Genomic DNA, 15,149 nt, shown 5'->3' with positions numbered 1-15,149 from the left:
TTAAAAATAGAGCGCTTTTTTATTGGTGCGAAACTCGTGGTAAATAGGCATCGGCCGCGGCATATGGGGCTTTCTCCGTTTTGGGGTAATGTGTTGACCAATCATGAAATAGTTCAGGATAGATTTCTTTAACAATAATTTCGGCACCACATTTATTTTCACGCCCACATTTGAGCACAAAGGGTTTTTCAATGGCGGTAAATAATTCCTTTTTTTTGCAATCGGGACAAATCCCTTGCCGTAAATACCCATTTTGTTCTTTAAATTGGAATTCCTGAATTAATTTCGAGGTAATTAAATTCAACCGCATATTATTTATCATTGAGTTAACTCCAAAAATGCACTTTTATCGTGCATTTTTATGTGATTTTTTAGGTAAAAGAATTCCCTGACGTTGTCGCCATTAAATCAATCTATTATTATTTAAAAGGGGATGACGATATTTTTTGGTATTAATGCAACCAGCACTCGCAATTGAAATATTGCATAAATAATTGCCTGCTTTTCTTGTTTATTAAATTCTTCAAACTTTAAATAATGTTTTTTATTATCAATATTAGTTAAATAAAAAATTAAATTAACAAAGCGTTTATTATGTCTTCGTAAATATTCAATAAAGCCGGATAAACACTTATTATTAGGGTCGTTATTAAAATAAACTGTTCGTAATTGAGCGCATCTAATTAAACCATCAAACCGTTGGTTTATTGATAATTCTGTATTCTGATAAGTGTTCATTTTCCTTTTATTTTTTCTATTGATATCATTCATATTATTTCTTAACAGTTTAATAGAATGAACTAAGGGTGGTGTTAATTATCCTGTATTTGTTATCATTACGATTTAATAACAATCGTGATAAAATAAAAAACAAATAACACGCCAAATAAAAGAATTAATTTATCCATTAACAATAATTTCTTTTTTTTATTATTGTAATGATATCTCTTAATAGACTCACCCGTTAAACGATATTTGTATTGCTGATTAAGTTTACTCATATTAGATATCCTTATTGATTTATATGATTTTTACTCTACATTAACCAAAATAGATGTTGTGTTTTATTTATTACTTACTTTTTGTGTATAAAAAATTCCCTGGTGTTAAATAAAAAGCGAATACTTATATTCTCAATGGTTAAATTGCACATGTTTGATTTCTGGTGATAATTCAATTTGTATCAGTAAATGGTCATGAAGGTATAAACGTAATAATTTACCATCACAGGAGGGCACAACGGAAAGTGCATCAATACCCATCACATAAGCCAGTCTTGTTGCTTTGACGCTTAAGTTAGGATTGCTCATTATTTATCACCTTTGAGAGTTTGACGATGCAAAAATCACGATAATAAAAACTGTACGTTGTATGCTTGAGCATATGCATTGTTTTTAGCTATTTCTTATTGCGTCTTTTAACATGGCAATCATGTTGATTTGGATCTTTTCTTTAGCGCCTTTTTTTGGCCTGATAATGATCTCACCTTTGTTCACCATTGCCCGTACAGTGTTAACCGGTATACCTGACAACCGCGAATATTCTTTAACCGATACATAAGGCGACCCAACACTAAAATTAATTGTGATGTCTTTCATTCACGAGTTTCGCACAGGCGTATAAAATACTAGAAATGGCTTAAAATCGATGATTAATCTTCAAGTTACTAAAACACATAAATTTTATTAAATTACAATAAGTTGCTTTTGATTTATAAGATTCTGTCTATTTATATATTATGCTGGATTAAACTTAAAGATAGAGCGTTTATTTATTGGTGCGAAACTCGTGTCATTATTTCTTCTGTTCCGAGAAATATTTCAGACCAGTAAGAAATATCAATCTCGCCATTGCTGATATAGAGCGGCTTTCTTTAACTGCAATTGCTTCTAGTTGTCTTTTTTCATCTACAGACAATCGCATCGGTATAGGATTTTTTGATGCAATACCTTTAGGCAAATTCGAGCAAGCAATATGTTTTTCTTGATCCATAATGTTATATTGTGATCCACTAGTTTTTACTTAATTACATTATTTGCAGAAAACAGCAAATAGTCAACAGGAAATTGTAGAAATATGCAAATTGGTTCTCGTTTAAGAAAAGAAAGGGAAAGGCTGAAACTTACTCAGAGTCAGCTTGCAAAAGCATGTGGAGTGTCTTTTAGGGCTTATTGTGATTACGAAATAGGAAAGACAGAGCCAAAAGCATCTTTTTTCTTCAATCTGCATGAATTGGGTGCAGATATAATGTTTATTTTAACAGGCAAAAAATTACCAGACATTGAAGATATCAATAGTGATGAAGCTGAAATCATAAAATATTATCGTTCCGCTCCACTTTCTGTTAAGGCCGCTGCCTATGGTGCACTAACATCTACTTCAGTTCCCTCCGGTAGTACCTCAATTATTACTACTGGTTCAAATCAGCGCATAGCTGGTCGAGATTATAATGAAACAAAATAATAGCTTTTGAATTAATTTAGTAATATGAAGCTCTTATATAGATATTAGTACTAAAGTAATAGCAAAATTACGAACGTTGATTTTACAGGACTTATAACGATCCCTATTCGATAATATAGCTAGGTGGCTTAATTTTGATTACAAAAAGATATTTTTTCCAATATAAATATACTGATACAGCAAAATTATTTGTAATCATTTTAAAGTCGCTTAACCATATTGTAAATTAGAGAGTAAATAAGTGACTAATTTAGCTAAAAAAATAAAAGAAGAAAGAAAACGCATTGGTTTAACACAAGTCCAATTTGCTAAAGTGGCAGGTGTACAACCCACCACTCAGGTTAACTATGAAAAGGGAATTAGAGTGCCTGATGCTGCATATTTGGAAAAAGCAGTGATTGCGGGTGTTGATGTGCTTTATATTATTACTGGTCAAAGAACAGTTAATCTTAATGGCATAACAAATGATGAAGCTGAAATCATACAGCTTTATCGCTCAGCACCACTCTCTGTTAAAACTGCTATTTATGGGGCATTAACATCCACTACATCACCTTCGGGCGACACGTCAATTAGCGTTACTGGTTCGGGTCAGCGTATAGCTGGTCGAGATTATAATGAAAAGACATAATAGTTTTCACTGAATAAGTAACGTGAGGCGATTGATGAATATTGATGTTAAAGGGCATGATAGCAAAATTGTGGGAAGAGATTTTGAAGAGAATACCATTCATATTGAACAATATGAAGAGAGCAAAATAATAAACATTCTACCGAATATTGAGCAAAAAGATGTGAGGTTATTAGTTTCAGCTCAGCGCAAAAAACTTAATGAATTAGTCAAAGAAGTTGCTGAAAACTGTGGGGAAGAAAAATTTATCATATGGCAAAAAGTTCATGCTGAAAGTGGCGTCAATAATATCAATCAAATTACCATCAATCAGTACCATCCGATTATTGACTATCTTGAAGGTTTGTTAGATGACTTCAAGGAAGAAAGAGACAAGAAAGCATTAATTCACTTCCTATTAAAAAATACTGACGATAACAAAGAATTAAGAGACGATCTCATGGTTTATTGCCAGTTTAAATTTGCCATGAAATCACTATTTTCCGAATTAAATTGCTCGCAACTTAGGCAAGCGTTTGGGTGGTTATATGAAAAAATCCATGAAGAGAAAAACCCATCGTATATTAAGAATTTGTTTGACCTATTAGGCAACTATTTAAAAGAATTTACAGTTGTTTTTTTAGTAGGCTTTTTTATTGGAATGATTATTTATTCGTTGTTTGATAATTAATCCAAATTTTAAGTCTTGATGTAGTTCGATGCTAATACAAACTTGAGTTTGAGAAGATAATTAAGGATTGTAAATTGTGGCGGTCAGTAAACTACCAAATGGTAAATGGTTATGTCAGTGTTTTCCTGATGGGCGTAATGGTGTTCGTATAAGAAAGCGTTTTGTGACTAAAGGTGAAGCATTAGCCTATGAAAGGCAACAGATGTTTAGATCTGAAGATGATGATTTTGGGGTTGATGATTCTAATGCTACTAAGTTAAGTAATTTGATTAATCGTTGGTATGACATGCATGGAAAGACATTAACACGAGTTTCGCAATCTCCAAAAAAGAAGTATAAATTTAAAAACAAGAAAAAATCAGGGTGTTCATATTTTGTCGGGTTATCCATGTATTAAAGATATCTATAAAACATTCTTACAAGTAAGCAGTTTAAGATACTCTGGTTTAGCGTTATCAGAAGTAAGCCCATCGCCTTTATCTCATGACACTGTTAGCCGATGGCTAAAAAGTAGATGTTTTAGACCTAAAGACCTATGGCGATTAGTTGAACCTTCTATAGACAAAAAAAGCCCTTGCGTACTAATTGCCGATGATACATTGATTGCCAAAACACGTAGTAAAAAAATAGTGATGGTCCATTATCAATATTCAGGTAATGAACATGAGGTTATTGCTGGCATAGGTTTAGTTAATTTGCTTTGGCATGATCTGACGAAGGTTGAATCAATTCCTATCAATTATCGTATTTATGATAAAGATTCTGATGGAAAAACAAAAAACACGCACTTTTCCGAAATGCTCACTCTTGCTAAAAAAAGAGGGATCATGCCAGAAGCCGTAGTGATGGATGCTTGGTATTCTAGCCTGGATAACCTGAAATCAATTCGCTCTCATGGTTGGATCTGGGTAAACACGCTGAGGAAAAATAGGATTGTTAACCATAACAAACAACTGAACAAGTTAGACATCTCAGAAGAAGGAACATCAATACACTTGCGAGGATATGGTTGGGTAACCGTTTTCAAATTTACAGCCAAAAACGGCCGTATTGATTACATAGTAACAAACAAAGAGAATCCCACCCGTCAATACCTCAAATCTATCATGGATGCCCGTTGGTCTGTTGAAGTTTATCATCGAGAAGTTAAACAAAACTGTGGTATTGAACGCTGTCAGGCTCGCACGAGCCGAGCGCAAAGAAATCATATTTTTCTCGCTATTTCTGCGTGGTTTGAACAACATAAACGTCGTATATCTGAAAAAATAACCCTTTATCAACAAAATTGGGACGTAATCAAAAGTGCTATTACTGAGCAAATCCGTGTTTTATTAGCGTACCCAAATTAGTTTTGTGCGAAACTCGTGACTGAGAGTATTGATTGAATAAAATTCTGGAAACTTGATCATAAAACCTCTGTATCATCATGAAATGGAATGTTATTAATTAGTGCAGACCGCGCTAATGCTTGTTATCAATGTTTTTAATTAAGGTGAAAGATAATCAGACCGAATTGTTTTGTGTTTACTAGATGTGGAAATCTACTGGGCTGTTAAAATATTTTTAATTAACGATTTGAATAGCGCTTTCCTCATATCAAATGTTGGAAACACTAAACATAATTGTTAGCCTAAATCGCCAACTCATATCACATTAACAAACTTTTTGCGGACCGCACTAATACTTTTTTCACATTTTTGTGCCGAATAAACTTTCACCTCCGGATCCATGTCTAATCGGACGGCGAGCAGCGATAAACAACCGTCAATAAAGCCTTCTGCAATCTGTAATTTTGCCCGTATCAGCCGCTCATCCACCCGACGTCGGCGAGCGATAGCCCGCTTCGAATAGCCCTTCACGTAATACGCAATAATCAGATTTAGCTCTTCCGGCTGGCGCACTTTTTGCAATTGCAACACGCAATTATCGATAATCAGCCCATCCTCATCCGAGCACGAAGAGCGCAGAGAGGGGCGCAAAGAAAGCAATCCCTTAAAACCGGCGGCTATTGGCGACCAGTCTATCCCAGTGTTGTTATCACGGGCCCAGGTTCCCCATCGTTCTAACACTTGTTGAATATCTCTGCGCATCGTATTTTACCCTCAGTAGTACTCTAATTGCTTTATTCGAAATATTTTACGGGGTGAATTTGTCAGTTCATCGGTAGTAGAAACCAGCATATGAATTACCCGCACATCAGCCGCTCCAGTGGAGTAGTATTTTCTCTATGTCTCTGCTCATGGTCTCTTCGCTCCTGTTGTGAACGGGAAAATTTTTACTAATTTAATCTTCATATCCCCGTATGCGTCTGTAATGAGCATACTGCTTCTCCGCTTTCTCCCAGAAAATTTTCGTCCCTTCTTCATGTTCCGATAACACTAAGTAAAACCATGTAGTACATTCTTCACACCTAAATTTCAAACGAACACCACTACGTTTAGGAGAAGGGTTATCAGTCATGTATGTATCTTGGTGTATATCCCCGTAATATACCGTTACATGCTGTCCATACTTACTGTTTCTCTTTCTGTTAAACACGTGAACCGCATCGTGGGTTAAATAAGAACTACTACATTTTGGGCATAACAAATCTAAATCCGTATTGGTCACCATTTTCATTCTATTTTCCTTTTCTAAATTATTAAAAATTTTGAGGTAACAGATAGGTAACAGATAAAAAGTTAACTGTTACCTGCCTTAACGCCTTTTGCTATAAGGCTTTACGACTATTAAGGTAACAGTTGTTTTCAACTCTATATACACACATAACATGGTGTACGTATGCACCCACATCTCGCGCGTTATATGTTTAAAACAACTGTTACCTGTTACCTTTTGTACTTAAGGTTATGATTTTAATATAAAAATAGAGGTAACAGATCTGCTTTTATCTGTTACCTATCTGTTACCTTTTGCACTTAATTAGTCAAAAATCCTTTTTTTAACTGTTACCTGTTACCTTTTTTGCAGTGGAATTTTTGTTTTATAAACTTTGCCCTTGCAATTTTTCATAAGCACGAGTTTCCCACGGGCATATAAAATTCTAGAAATGGCTTCAGAACAATAATTAATCTGTAACTTGCTAAGACGTATAAATTTACTTAAATTACAATAAGTTATTTTTAATTTATGAGATTTTTTCTATTTATATATTATGCTGAATTAAACTTAAAAATAGAGCGTTTTTTTATTGGTGCGAAACTCGTGATAAGTTTCAAAAAGCCCACGTAATTCAGTGCTACTAAATTCGCGATTTTTTTCCAATATCCAAAAACGGTAGGCTATACCTTTAATTTTGTAGCAGGCCGCTTCGTTCTTTCTTTTAAAATTCGAGTAATATGTTTCTGGTTAATATCAGCTTCCAATCCAATTTCCTTGATAACTTCATTAACTATTTGCTGATAGGTCATAGCCGGTACGGGAGGATTCTCTAGAAGCGTAATAATCGCTACTTCAATATCACTTTTATTACTTTCGATCATTAATTGGCGTTCTTTGGTTTTGGGGGCACGTTGCCAATTAAACTTTGATATATCAACACCCATGAGATACCAATGCACCTGTGCGATAAAATCACTATCGCTAAGTGCACTATATAATTCGGCATAATGATCTTCATTAGCGGCAGTATCAGGCCCTACAAGAACCGCTATGCGTCGATCTTCCTCTGGTAACGCTAAAGCGTCATAATGGTTAGTGTAAAAAAGAAATCCTGTAAATATATCAATAGTCATTTTTCGTCCGTATTTCCTGTTAACCTCAAAACGAGACTCTGTCAGCACATCACGGATTTTGTCATTAACCTCATACCTTTTAGTGTTTTCCTTAACTTCATCTACAGTGCATAATAACGTGTGGTACAGATAATCGTGATACTGGTTATCACACAAGACATTCATACGTGTTCGGGAGCAGTTCCATGCTCATAACACTCTTTCCATTAATTGGCTAATCCACCCCCTGCCTGTACCATGTGCAGTGGCCACATGCAATATGGATATAGGACATCTACGTTCTGGACGCTGAACAAACCATGCCAGACGTGCAATGAAAAAATTACGTTGCCATTCATCTGGCACTAAATAATTCATATGGTTAAGAAAGATCTCAGTCTTACGTGTGTTTAAGTTTTTTTTATGCTTCGGCATATAGAATTGATTAATTTCAAAACGCCCGTCAGGACGTTGTACTAACCTATCTTTCCCAGGTTGATACCCCGCACACTCAGCAACGCGTTTTTTAGGATGCTCTATCCAGCGTTTCGTTGCAGCAATTGGCTGACCTTTTTTATTTGCTGAAGGTAGTTGATAAGGTGCCATCAGATTTTTAAACGATCTCATCTCCATCACACAATTATAAGGAGGCCATAGTAGGTCACAGACCTGATCACCTTCAATCACATAAATAAACCGTTCAAGGAAATGGCTTGTCATATCCATATTGATATCGGTAAAACCCTCTTCAGTCTTATTATCCGACAGATCGTCAAAATCATCTTTACCAAACCCAATAGAGTGCAAGAAATCACCATCGTTTCTATGCGCACAACTGGCGTGCAGACATTTAAAATGCCCGACTTCAAAACCCGCTGTATTTTTAGGGAAATACGCTGTACTGGTGACCCCACTATCCGTGCTATGTCCGCTTTCAAAAGGACAAGTGATATAGCGTTCACCATTACGGCCATAGTCTAGTGTTAGCCCCTGACTATCCAACAACTCAGCGACTTCATCAGTTGCATTGGGCGTTGCGATCGCACGGTCTCTTACTTTACCTACGCGATCAGACTCTGACGACGACACAACGGGTAATTCGGCAGCTAAGCCCTTCCAGAAATCATTGAATTGTTTTTCAGTGATCATGAAAGGTTCAGACGGTAAATCATTATCCCATTGAAGCCTCGCACCGCTAGGATGTGTCCCCATAGCGACAAACTGTTGCCCTTTAGCGAGCAGCTCAACGATCCCCAAATTGTTTTCTAAACGATGTACACGTTTAGAATACTCACCTTCTACTGCGATGAGTAAAGGCATTTGTTACTGTTATCACGAAAACGGCGTGGTGGGATTTGACCAAAGGACTGTAGCATAAAGGACTGGATACAGGCTTGGACATCAGCATCGTCACTATCACAATCCAGTGCTACTATGCCAGAGCCTGTTTTGACACAAATACCATAATCAGGCTCCATCATCCATTTTTCAATATCTGCCCCTGAGGAAGATTTGCTAGTCCATTCGGTTATACCAATAACCTGTCGCTGAGAATTATAGATAGAGGGCGTTTTGCCTAGCGCTTTCATTTTACTGGAAGGCGAAATAGTAGCCTCAGTATTACAAACAAAAGGTAATAATCTATCGGTATAACCAAGGACTAAATCGAAGTGCGCCCATTCATCAGGCAACGCACCCCATAATTTTATGTGATCAAGCTCGGCAAAAGAGCCAGCAACAGGAGTCCTCGGGCGCTGATCACTCACACTACGCCCGACAGAATAATTGATTTGCATGGGTTATTTGGCCCTTAAAGGTTTTCAACAATGTAAGTGTCGAAATACGAAATTGGCTGTTAAATCGCATAACTTTAAAACTTGTGCTATTTGGTATGAGGAAATACTTTTGGTAGATCTGGTCTTAATTCATGAGCCTTTACCTTTCCATCAGTAAACTCAACAATTTCTGGAACTGAAGAGACTGATACTTTTTTTTGGTTGTATAACCATGCATGAATTAAAGATTGTGGGCGGCCTAATATTTTACCTAATGCTTTTTGTGAACCTGCAATTTTAATAGCAAGCTCAACATATGTATTTTTCATTTTCCCTCCAAAATTAAATCAATAGAGATTGACTAATAACTATAGTGATACATGAAAATTTCAAAAAATACAACTTTGATTTAATATCACCAAAGATATAAACTTATTTAAAATCGGAGAACTATAATGACGTTATCAAAAAGACTAGCTTTAGCCATGAAGGAAAAAGGGTTTACACAATCTTCTCTAGCCAGAAAAGCAGGGATGGCTCAATCGATGATATGGAAACTTATATCCGGTAATGCCCATAGCACATCAAAAATTGTCGAATTGGCAAAAATCTTAGGCGTCAGACCCGAATGGTTAAATGATGGTGTTGAGCCAATGTATCCTGCCCATCCCCAACAGCATCCAGTATACTATTCTAATTTAACGCCTGTAAAAATATATAATGGATCGCATGATACAGAGCATCTACTTATGATTCCCAATTTATTAAACACAACAAACTGTAGGGCTTATAAAATAACAAGCGATAGTGGATGTTATGAAGCACCTAGAGGAACATTTATAGTGGTTGATGCTAATGAAACTCCCGGGAATAACGATCTTGTATACGCAAAAATTAAAGAAGATTATTCAGTTTATCGTTTTGTTGATGGTGGTACAGATAAATATCTTGCGGTTGATGATTCTCGCGTACCTTTGATTTCAATTTCTGAAGTGGAATTATTGGGAGTTATAGTATATTTGTTGCGGAATTTAAAACGAGTACAAACAGGTAATAAAGGCAATACTGAAATATAAGTCCCAATTTTTATTCTCATCAATTCCTTCATTTTTACCTCAATTAGTCAACTAAATAATTTTAAAATGCTGTATTTATATACAGCATAGCACTTATATTCACCTCTTCAATATTATTAAAAAAAATTATTTTTAATAATTGACTTGCAATAATTATCACTTTAGATTTAAACAAGCTATCATTTAAGATTTAAATCACAGAAGCAAAATAGGGTATTGAACATGCCTCTGATTGTAAAAAGATTCAGTGTTGGTGAATACAAAGACATCGTATCTGATGAATCAGTATTAAAGATAATCAATAGTGCTAAAAAGAAATTACCAAAAAATGCCGCAAATACTGACACTAATGAATCTTCTGTGGTGAAAAAAAATAATAACGTTTAAGTATGCTAAACACGCTCTTTAACAATTTAGAAAGTCGCAATGTACAGCGCGTTATGTCTGTAGGAGTGCAGTAATGCACGTTGCATTGAGTGCGATCCGCTCTTTGCAAGACAGCGGTGTCAAGGGACAAGCAGCCATAACAGAGTGTACAAACGCAAACAACACTAATTATAAGTCATTTCGCGAAGTGGCCTATGGTGAGTGCTTTTTACTTAACTTACGGTCACAAAATACCAATGATTATCTTTATTATGCTGAAAAAGCGAACCACAAAACACCCAAACAGTTGGTTTTGGGGTGTGAAATAACCAAAATACAGTCATGAAGTTAAAAACCAACACCAGGGTACTACCAATAGGGCTGTAAATATAAACCGGATACCTCCGGCACACACCACCAAAACTGACTTGTCTTTAGGAGAAATGATGAAATTTGAAGAATTAAGTGAAAAATCTCAAGAGAAAGCCAGTGAAGCGTTATTGTATGCATTACAGGCAGAAATGGATTCAAATCTATTGATAATGTCAGGGCGAAAGCACTTGCTTCAGCTATAAGAGACGGTTTTATTACGTTGGAAACAGAAGAGTACACGAGTTTCGCACCAATAAAAAAACGCTCTATTTTTAAGTTTAATTCAGCATAATATGTAAATAGATAAAACCTTATAAATCAAATATAACTTATTGTAAATTAAGTAAATTTATGTATTTCAGTAACTTCCAGATTAATCATTACTTTTAAGCCATTTCTAGAATTTTATAGGCCTGTGCGAAACTCGTGGAGTAGCCATCAAACACCATTTTGTAACCCCTACCATCGGAAAAGCCGCCATGCAAAACATCAACCTTTTTGCAATACTTATTGACGAAAGAAGAAACCATGCGCTATAGTTCGTTTAGGTGGTCAAAACACCTTACGAACGGCAACCGCGCCCGTTAGTTCTGCGGTTTTTTCGTGCCCATATTTTAGATATGGCCGAGTGTGGGTGAATAAAAGACCAGTAATGGAAATAAGCCCGCTTGCTTTCGTACAAGTTTTGAGCACTTGGCCGCCTGAGCCTTTCAGGTTTCCTCTCAAAAAGGATACGAAAATGAACACTAATACTGTCTATAATCTTAATATTGTAATTCACAACGGTATACCTGTTATACCACAGAGCTACTCGCTAAATTGTATGGCGCTGAAATAAACAGCATTCAACAAAATTTCAAACGTAATGCAACCAGATTTATTCAAGGTAAACATTTTTTTAAGTTAGAAGGAAGCGAACTTCGTAAACATAAAAACAGACTGACAGAAAGTCAGCCTGTTGGTAAAAATGCACGAAGTCTCATACTTTGGACAGAACGAGGACCCGCTCGTCACGCAAAAATGCTTGAAACAGATAAAGCATGGGATGTATTCGAACAACTAGAAGATTGTTACTTTAATTCAGAAAAAGTTAACAATTCTCAATCCCAGACGAAAGCCGTAGAGAGTTTTACCCATTCAGACACCCGTAACCTGACGCATTTAGTTTGGTGCATGACAAATGGCTTTCGGTTTGAACGTTCATGGAGTAATGCGGTCTCGCTGGCTTTACGTGAAGTGACGGGCACGCCATCGCCGGAGCGTTTTCAGGTAGAGCATATTCGGTTAATGGCTGACGAATGCAGACGTATTTACTACATCACCGAATCACTACGCCAGATTATTAATAACGCAGAAAAGCAGGTTATTAAACGACTTTTACGTAAGCGTGAAAATATCGATACCGTGTTAGCGGAAATAAAACAGCTTTTTGAACAATTCCACCATCAACAAATCGGGATAATTACCGCACGCACTGACCATTGGTACGAAGGTGAGTTGACCCACTTCCTAGAACGTCACTAATTAATCTTAACGCCCCTTCCTATAGGGGCAATCTTTCATCAATTTAAGTATTGAGAGATTTCTACATGCAAAAAGCAAAAATTCTGTCATCGGAGCGATTTCCGATGAACAACAACGTCCGGCCTTTACGTTATTTACAAAAATTAGAAGCGTTAAAACGCAATGTCAATCACCAATTCCCTATTACTTTATACCGTTGAGGCCTCCATCATGCTTCCCCAAATAGTCCCCTGCTGGCAAGACTGGCAGAAAACCACACGCAAATGGTCATGGCTCACAATCAACTGGCCGAAGCCCATAAAATGTTAATCAGTCAATTGGTCGGACACCCTGAAAATGACCCGAGCGGCCCACACGAACCGACAAGGGTAAACAAACCAAAAACCTTCACACCGGATGTTAAGCCACAACCCGTTGTGCCATCTGCTATGGTTGAGCCTAAAGAAACGATTAAGCCTGAAATTACTATAGAAGTGCCCGCTAGCGCTGAAGACAAACCAGCACCGGTTGTTGCCGAGAAAAAGGTTCAAGCCCCTAAGGTAGAAACGAAACCTGCTAAAGCCGTTAAACCGATTGTTGAAGCACCTAAAGAAGAGCCTAAAACTGAACCTAAAGTAGAACCGGTTGATATTGAATCGCTTGATTTGCGTCACGTCGTCGCCCTGTCGGTCTTGTTTGGAGATAAAGCGCTTAAACCTGACAATACGCAAGTCGCTAAAGCCAAAGCCACTTTTGCGGCCGAAAAAGCAGATAGCGTTACCGGACAAATTGATGCGCTTTATTGCGCTTTAAACGGCATAAGTAAAATTAAAACGCTCTCAAAAACATCGACTTTTGATTTATGCCTAAAAATATTGGCTAATTGGGGTAATCTCCATGGACTTACCGATCGTCGCGAATTTGCCTTGTCACTACTGCGTGAATTGCCTACCCCAGCAGAAGTCAAACCAATTGATTTTAAGGCACTTCGCAGTGAGGCTTCGGCCTACATTACTCAACTGGTCAAAGGCGGATATCGCAATGAAGCGCTGGATATCCTCGCCTCATTCAACGCTAAAAAGATGGGTGACGTAACCGATGACAATCTGGTTCAGTTTATCGAGAAAGCCCAACGCGTTTTAACCGATGATAACGCCGAGGGCAGTGATGGCTGAACATGCAAAACTTGCCCCCTCCTCAGCCCATAGATGGATTAAATGTAGCGCCAGTCTCGCAGTAGAAGCTACCTTACCCGATAAAACATCGCCGTTTGCGGAAGAAGGCAGCGCGGCGCATGCCTTAGCGGAAAGTATCTTAACGATGCGCCAAAACCCCTTTAGTGACGGGCGTAGACGAACATCTGGCTTTGATGCAAAGGATTATATTGGCACTTATCCCTTGTTAAAAGCCAATTCGCCACAAGTGGATGAGGAGATGATTGAGCACGTCCAGAGCTATGTTGATACTGTTTGGCAGCTTGCGGACGGGAAACCCTTACTGGTTGAAGAACGCGTTGACTTTTCAGCTGTCATTGGCGTAGAGAATTCGTTTGGTACCGCGGATGCGATTATTGTCAGCGATGATGAGTTACAAATCCATGACCTGAAATACGGTAAAGGCGTTAAAGTAGACGCCCTGAGTAATGAGCAACTTATGCTCTATGCGCTAGGAGCGTTACATCAGTTTGACCTTGTTTATGATTTTAACTCTGTTCGGCTTTTTATCCATCAACCCCGTCTTAACCATCTGTCTGAATGGGCGCTATCGGTTGAGGAGTTAAAAGACTTTGGTGAGATGGCTAGATTGCGGGCGCAAAAAGCCATGGAGATGGCAACCCTCGCCGAGCGCAACGGGCTTAATGCGCTACCCGATAGTGCCTTTTCACCGGGCATTAAACAATGCCAGTTCTGCAAAGCAAAAGGCGGATTGTGTTTTGCTCAGGCGCAGTTTGTCCATAATGAAGTCAGAGGCGATTTTGTCGATTTAACCCAACCTTTGAACCCCCAACTAAGTAATGCACCAAAACGCATTACGCTACTAACCCCTGAGCAAATGGCAACACTCTACCCGCATGTCGATTTGATAGAGAGCTTTTGTAAAGCCTTACGCAATCGGGTCGCCGAGGCATTACACAACGGGCAATCGGTACCTGGCTTTAAACTGGTTACGGGCAAACAGGGGAATCGCGTATGGGGTGATGAACGTGAAGCCGAAACGCTGTTAAAAAATGCCAAACTTAAACAGGAGCAAATCTACCACAAGAAAATTATCAGCCCACCACAGGCTGAAAAATTGCTTACACGAGTTTCGCACAAAACTAATTTGGGTACGCTAATAAAACACGGATTTGCTCAGTAATAGCACTTTTGATTACGTCCCAATTTTGTTGATAAAGGGTTATTTTTTCAGATATACGACGTTTATGTTGCACGAGTTTCGCACCAATAAATAAACGCTCTATCTTTAAGTTTAATCCAGCATAATATATAAATAGACAGAATCTTATAAATCAAAAGCAACTTATTGTAATTTAATAAAATTTATGTGTTTTAGTAACTTGAAGATTAATCATCGATTTTA

18 protein-coding genes and 2 pseudogenes are annotated in these 15,149 nt (G+C 37.5%); 12 read left to right on the top strand and 8 right to left on the bottom strand.

Annotated features, from left to right (window positions below; translation table 11 throughout):
* Positions 1-19 precede the first annotated feature (19 nt).
* The 5 genes from V3224_RS00550 to V3224_RS00530 all read right to left on the bottom strand — a co-directional run bounded on the left by V3224_RS00550 (position 20) and on the right by V3224_RS00530 (position 1,992).
* Positions 20-322, bottom strand: coding sequence for a hypothetical protein (locus tag V3224_RS00550; RefSeq protein ID WP_334467820.1), 303 nt, complete (start codon positions 320-322; stop codon positions 20-22).
* 101 nt (positions 323-423) lie between these two features.
* A complete protein-coding gene (locus V3224_RS00545) occupies positions 424-771 on the bottom strand; it encodes a DUF5347 family protein (RefSeq protein WP_334467818.1) in 348 nt (115 codons plus the stop codon).
* Between the two features lie 362 nt (positions 772-1,133).
* Positions 1,134-1,310 (bottom strand): hypothetical protein, encoded by a 177-nt coding sequence (locus tag V3224_RS00540; RefSeq protein WP_334467816.1) that lies wholly within the window; start codon positions 1,308-1,310, stop codon positions 1,134-1,136.
* 84 nt (positions 1,311-1,394) lie between these two features.
* A complete protein-coding gene (locus V3224_RS00535; protein ID WP_334467815.1) occupies positions 1,395-1,598 on the bottom strand; it encodes a DNA-binding protein in 204 nt (67 codons plus the stop codon).
* A 196-nt stretch (positions 1,599-1,794) separates the two neighbouring features.
* Positions 1,795-1,992 carry a hypothetical protein gene (locus tag V3224_RS00530; protein WP_334467813.1) on the bottom strand — a complete coding sequence of 66 codons (198 nt, stop codon included), beginning with the start codon at positions 1,990-1,992 and terminating at the stop codon, positions 1,795-1,797.
* 84 nt (positions 1,993-2,076) lie between these two features.
* Here V3224_RS00530 and V3224_RS00525 point away from each other — a divergent pair, with 84 nt between their 5' ends.
* The 5 genes and pseudogenes from V3224_RS00525 (at position 2,077) to V3224_RS00505 (ending at position 5,113) form a co-directional block, all read left to right on the top strand.
* The gene (locus V3224_RS00525; RefSeq protein ID WP_334467811.1) at positions 2,077-2,463 is read left to right on the top strand and encodes a helix-turn-helix domain-containing protein; all 387 of its coding nucleotides are present in this window, start codon (positions 2,077-2,079) and stop codon (positions 2,461-2,463) included.
* Positions 2,464-2,704: 241 nt separating this feature from the next.
* Positions 2,705-3,094 (top strand): helix-turn-helix domain-containing protein, encoded by a 390-nt coding sequence (locus V3224_RS00520; RefSeq protein ID WP_334467810.1) that lies wholly within the window; start codon positions 2,705-2,707, stop codon positions 3,092-3,094.
* 34 nt (positions 3,095-3,128) lie between these two features.
* A complete protein-coding gene (locus V3224_RS00515) occupies positions 3,129-3,764 on the top strand; it encodes a hypothetical protein (RefSeq protein ID WP_334467808.1) in 636 nt (211 codons plus the stop codon).
* Positions 3,765-3,840: 76 nt separating this feature from the next.
* Positions 3,841-4,071, top strand: a pseudogene (locus V3224_RS00510) (site-specific integrase); the annotation flags it as partial.
* A 67-nt stretch (positions 4,072-4,138) separates the two neighbouring features.
* Positions 4,139-5,113 carry an IS701 family transposase gene (locus tag V3224_RS00505; protein WP_334467807.1) on the top strand — a complete coding sequence of 325 codons (975 nt, stop codon included), beginning with the start codon at positions 4,139-4,141 and terminating at the stop codon, positions 5,111-5,113.
* Between the two features lie 294 nt (positions 5,114-5,407).
* Here V3224_RS00505 and V3224_RS00500 read toward each other — a convergent pair whose 3' ends face one another.
* The 3 genes and pseudogenes from V3224_RS00500 to V3224_RS00485 form a co-directional block, all read right to left on the bottom strand.
* Positions 5,408-5,854, bottom strand: coding sequence for an antiterminator Q family protein (locus tag V3224_RS00500; RefSeq protein ID WP_334467805.1), 447 nt, complete (start codon positions 5,852-5,854; stop codon positions 5,408-5,410).
* Between the two features lie 1,078 nt (positions 5,855-6,932).
* Positions 6,933-9,186, bottom strand: a pseudogene (locus tag V3224_RS29625) (DUF5906 domain-containing protein).
* 173 nt (positions 9,187-9,359) lie between these two features.
* On the bottom strand, positions 9,360-9,581 hold the full coding sequence (locus V3224_RS00485; protein WP_334467801.1) for a transcriptional regulator: 222 nt from the start codon (positions 9,579-9,581) through the stop codon (positions 9,360-9,362).
* 126 nt (positions 9,582-9,707) lie between these two features.
* On the opposite strand from V3224_RS00485, the gene V3224_RS00480 reads away from it, so the two are divergent.
* The 7 genes from V3224_RS00480 to V3224_RS00450 all read left to right on the top strand — a co-directional run bounded on the left by V3224_RS00480 (position 9,708) and on the right by V3224_RS00450 (position 14,927).
* Positions 9,708-10,328 (top strand): helix-turn-helix domain-containing protein, encoded by a 621-nt coding sequence (locus tag V3224_RS00480; RefSeq protein ID WP_334467799.1) that lies wholly within the window; start codon positions 9,708-9,710, stop codon positions 10,326-10,328.
* Positions 10,329-10,550: 222 nt separating this feature from the next.
* Entirely contained in the window at positions 10,551-10,715 is a 165-nt protein-coding gene (locus V3224_RS00475) for a hypothetical protein (RefSeq protein WP_334467797.1), read from the top strand.
* A gap of 73 nt (positions 10,716-10,788) precedes the next feature.
* A complete protein-coding gene (locus V3224_RS00470; protein WP_334467795.1) occupies positions 10,789-11,040 on the top strand; it encodes a hypothetical protein in 252 nt (83 codons plus the stop codon).
* A 100-nt stretch (positions 11,041-11,140) separates the two neighbouring features.
* Positions 11,141-11,269 carry a hypothetical protein gene (locus V3224_RS00465; protein ID WP_334467793.1) on the top strand — a complete coding sequence of 43 codons (129 nt, stop codon included), beginning with the start codon at positions 11,141-11,143 and terminating at the stop codon, positions 11,267-11,269.
* Positions 11,270-11,885: 616 nt separating this feature from the next.
* Positions 11,886-12,590 carry an ORF6N domain-containing protein gene (locus V3224_RS29620; protein WP_442889607.1) on the top strand — a complete coding sequence of 235 codons (705 nt, stop codon included), beginning with the start codon at positions 11,886-11,888 and terminating at the stop codon, positions 12,588-12,590.
* Positions 12,591-12,859: 269 nt separating this feature from the next.
* The gene (locus V3224_RS00455) at positions 12,860-13,744 is read left to right on the top strand and encodes a hypothetical protein (RefSeq protein WP_334467791.1); all 885 of its coding nucleotides are present in this window, start codon (positions 12,860-12,862) and stop codon (positions 13,742-13,744) included.
* On the top strand, positions 13,737-14,927 hold the full coding sequence (locus V3224_RS00450; RefSeq protein WP_334467789.1) for a DUF2800 domain-containing protein: 1,191 nt from the start codon (positions 13,737-13,739) through the stop codon (positions 14,925-14,927). Before V3224_RS00455 ends, V3224_RS00450 begins: the two co-directional genes overlap by 8 nt.
* Positions 14,928-15,149: the final 222 nt, after the last annotated feature.

This window comes from Arsenophonus sp. PmNCSU2021_1 (genome assembly GCF_036919435.1).
In the GTDB taxonomy this organism is placed as follows: domain Bacteria; phylum Pseudomonadota; class Gammaproteobacteria; order Enterobacterales; family Enterobacteriaceae; genus Arsenophonus; species Arsenophonus nilaparvatae.
The sequence above is the reverse complement of the archived record's forward strand: the minus strand, read 5'-3'. Positions and strand labels throughout refer to the sequence as shown.

Coding starts and splice junctions, on each gene's coding strand:
- V3224_RS00470 (WP_334467795.1), top strand. CDS start 10,789: ATGCACGTTGCATTGAGTGCGATCCGCTCTTTGCAAGACAGCGGTGTC.
- V3224_RS00525 (WP_334467811.1), top strand. CDS start 2,077: ATGCAAATTGGTTCTCGTTTAAGAAAAGAAAGGGAAAGGCTGAAACTT.
- V3224_RS00545 (WP_334467818.1), bottom strand. CDS start 771: ATGAATGATATCAATAGAAAAAATAAAAGGAAAATGAACACTTATCAG.
- V3224_RS00455 (WP_334467791.1), top strand. CDS start 12,860: ATGGCTCACAATCAACTGGCCGAAGCCCATAAAATGTTAATCAGTCAA.
- V3224_RS00515 (WP_334467808.1), top strand. CDS start 3,129: ATGAATATTGATGTTAAAGGGCATGATAGCAAAATTGTGGGAAGAGAT.
- V3224_RS00480 (WP_334467799.1), top strand. CDS start 9,708: ATGACGTTATCAAAAAGACTAGCTTTAGCCATGAAGGAAAAAGGGTTT.
- V3224_RS00540 (WP_334467816.1), bottom strand. CDS start 1,310: ATGAGCAATCCTAACTTAAGCGTCAAAGCAACAAGACTGGCTTATGTG.
- V3224_RS00500 (WP_334467805.1), bottom strand. CDS start 5,854: ATGCGCAGAGATATTCAACAAGTGTTAGAACGATGGGGAACCTGGGCC.
- V3224_RS00450 (WP_334467789.1), top strand. CDS start 13,737: ATGGCTGAACATGCAAAACTTGCCCCCTCCTCAGCCCATAGATGGATT.
- V3224_RS00535 (WP_334467815.1), bottom strand. CDS start 1,598: ATGAAAGACATCACAATTAATTTTAGTGTTGGGTCGCCTTATGTATCG.
- V3224_RS00475 (WP_334467797.1), top strand. CDS start 10,551: ATGCCTCTGATTGTAAAAAGATTCAGTGTTGGTGAATACAAAGACATC.
- V3224_RS00465 (WP_334467793.1), top strand. CDS start 11,141: ATGAAATTTGAAGAATTAAGTGAAAAATCTCAAGAGAAAGCCAGTGAA.
- V3224_RS00530 (WP_334467813.1), bottom strand. CDS start 1,992: ATGGATCAAGAAAAACATATTGCTTGCTCGAATTTGCCTAAAGGTATT.
- V3224_RS00550 (WP_334467820.1), bottom strand. CDS start 322: ATGATAAATAATATGCGGTTGAATTTAATTACCTCGAAATTAATTCAG.
- V3224_RS00485 (WP_334467801.1), bottom strand. CDS start 9,581: ATGAAAAATACATATGTTGAGCTTGCTATTAAAATTGCAGGTTCACAA.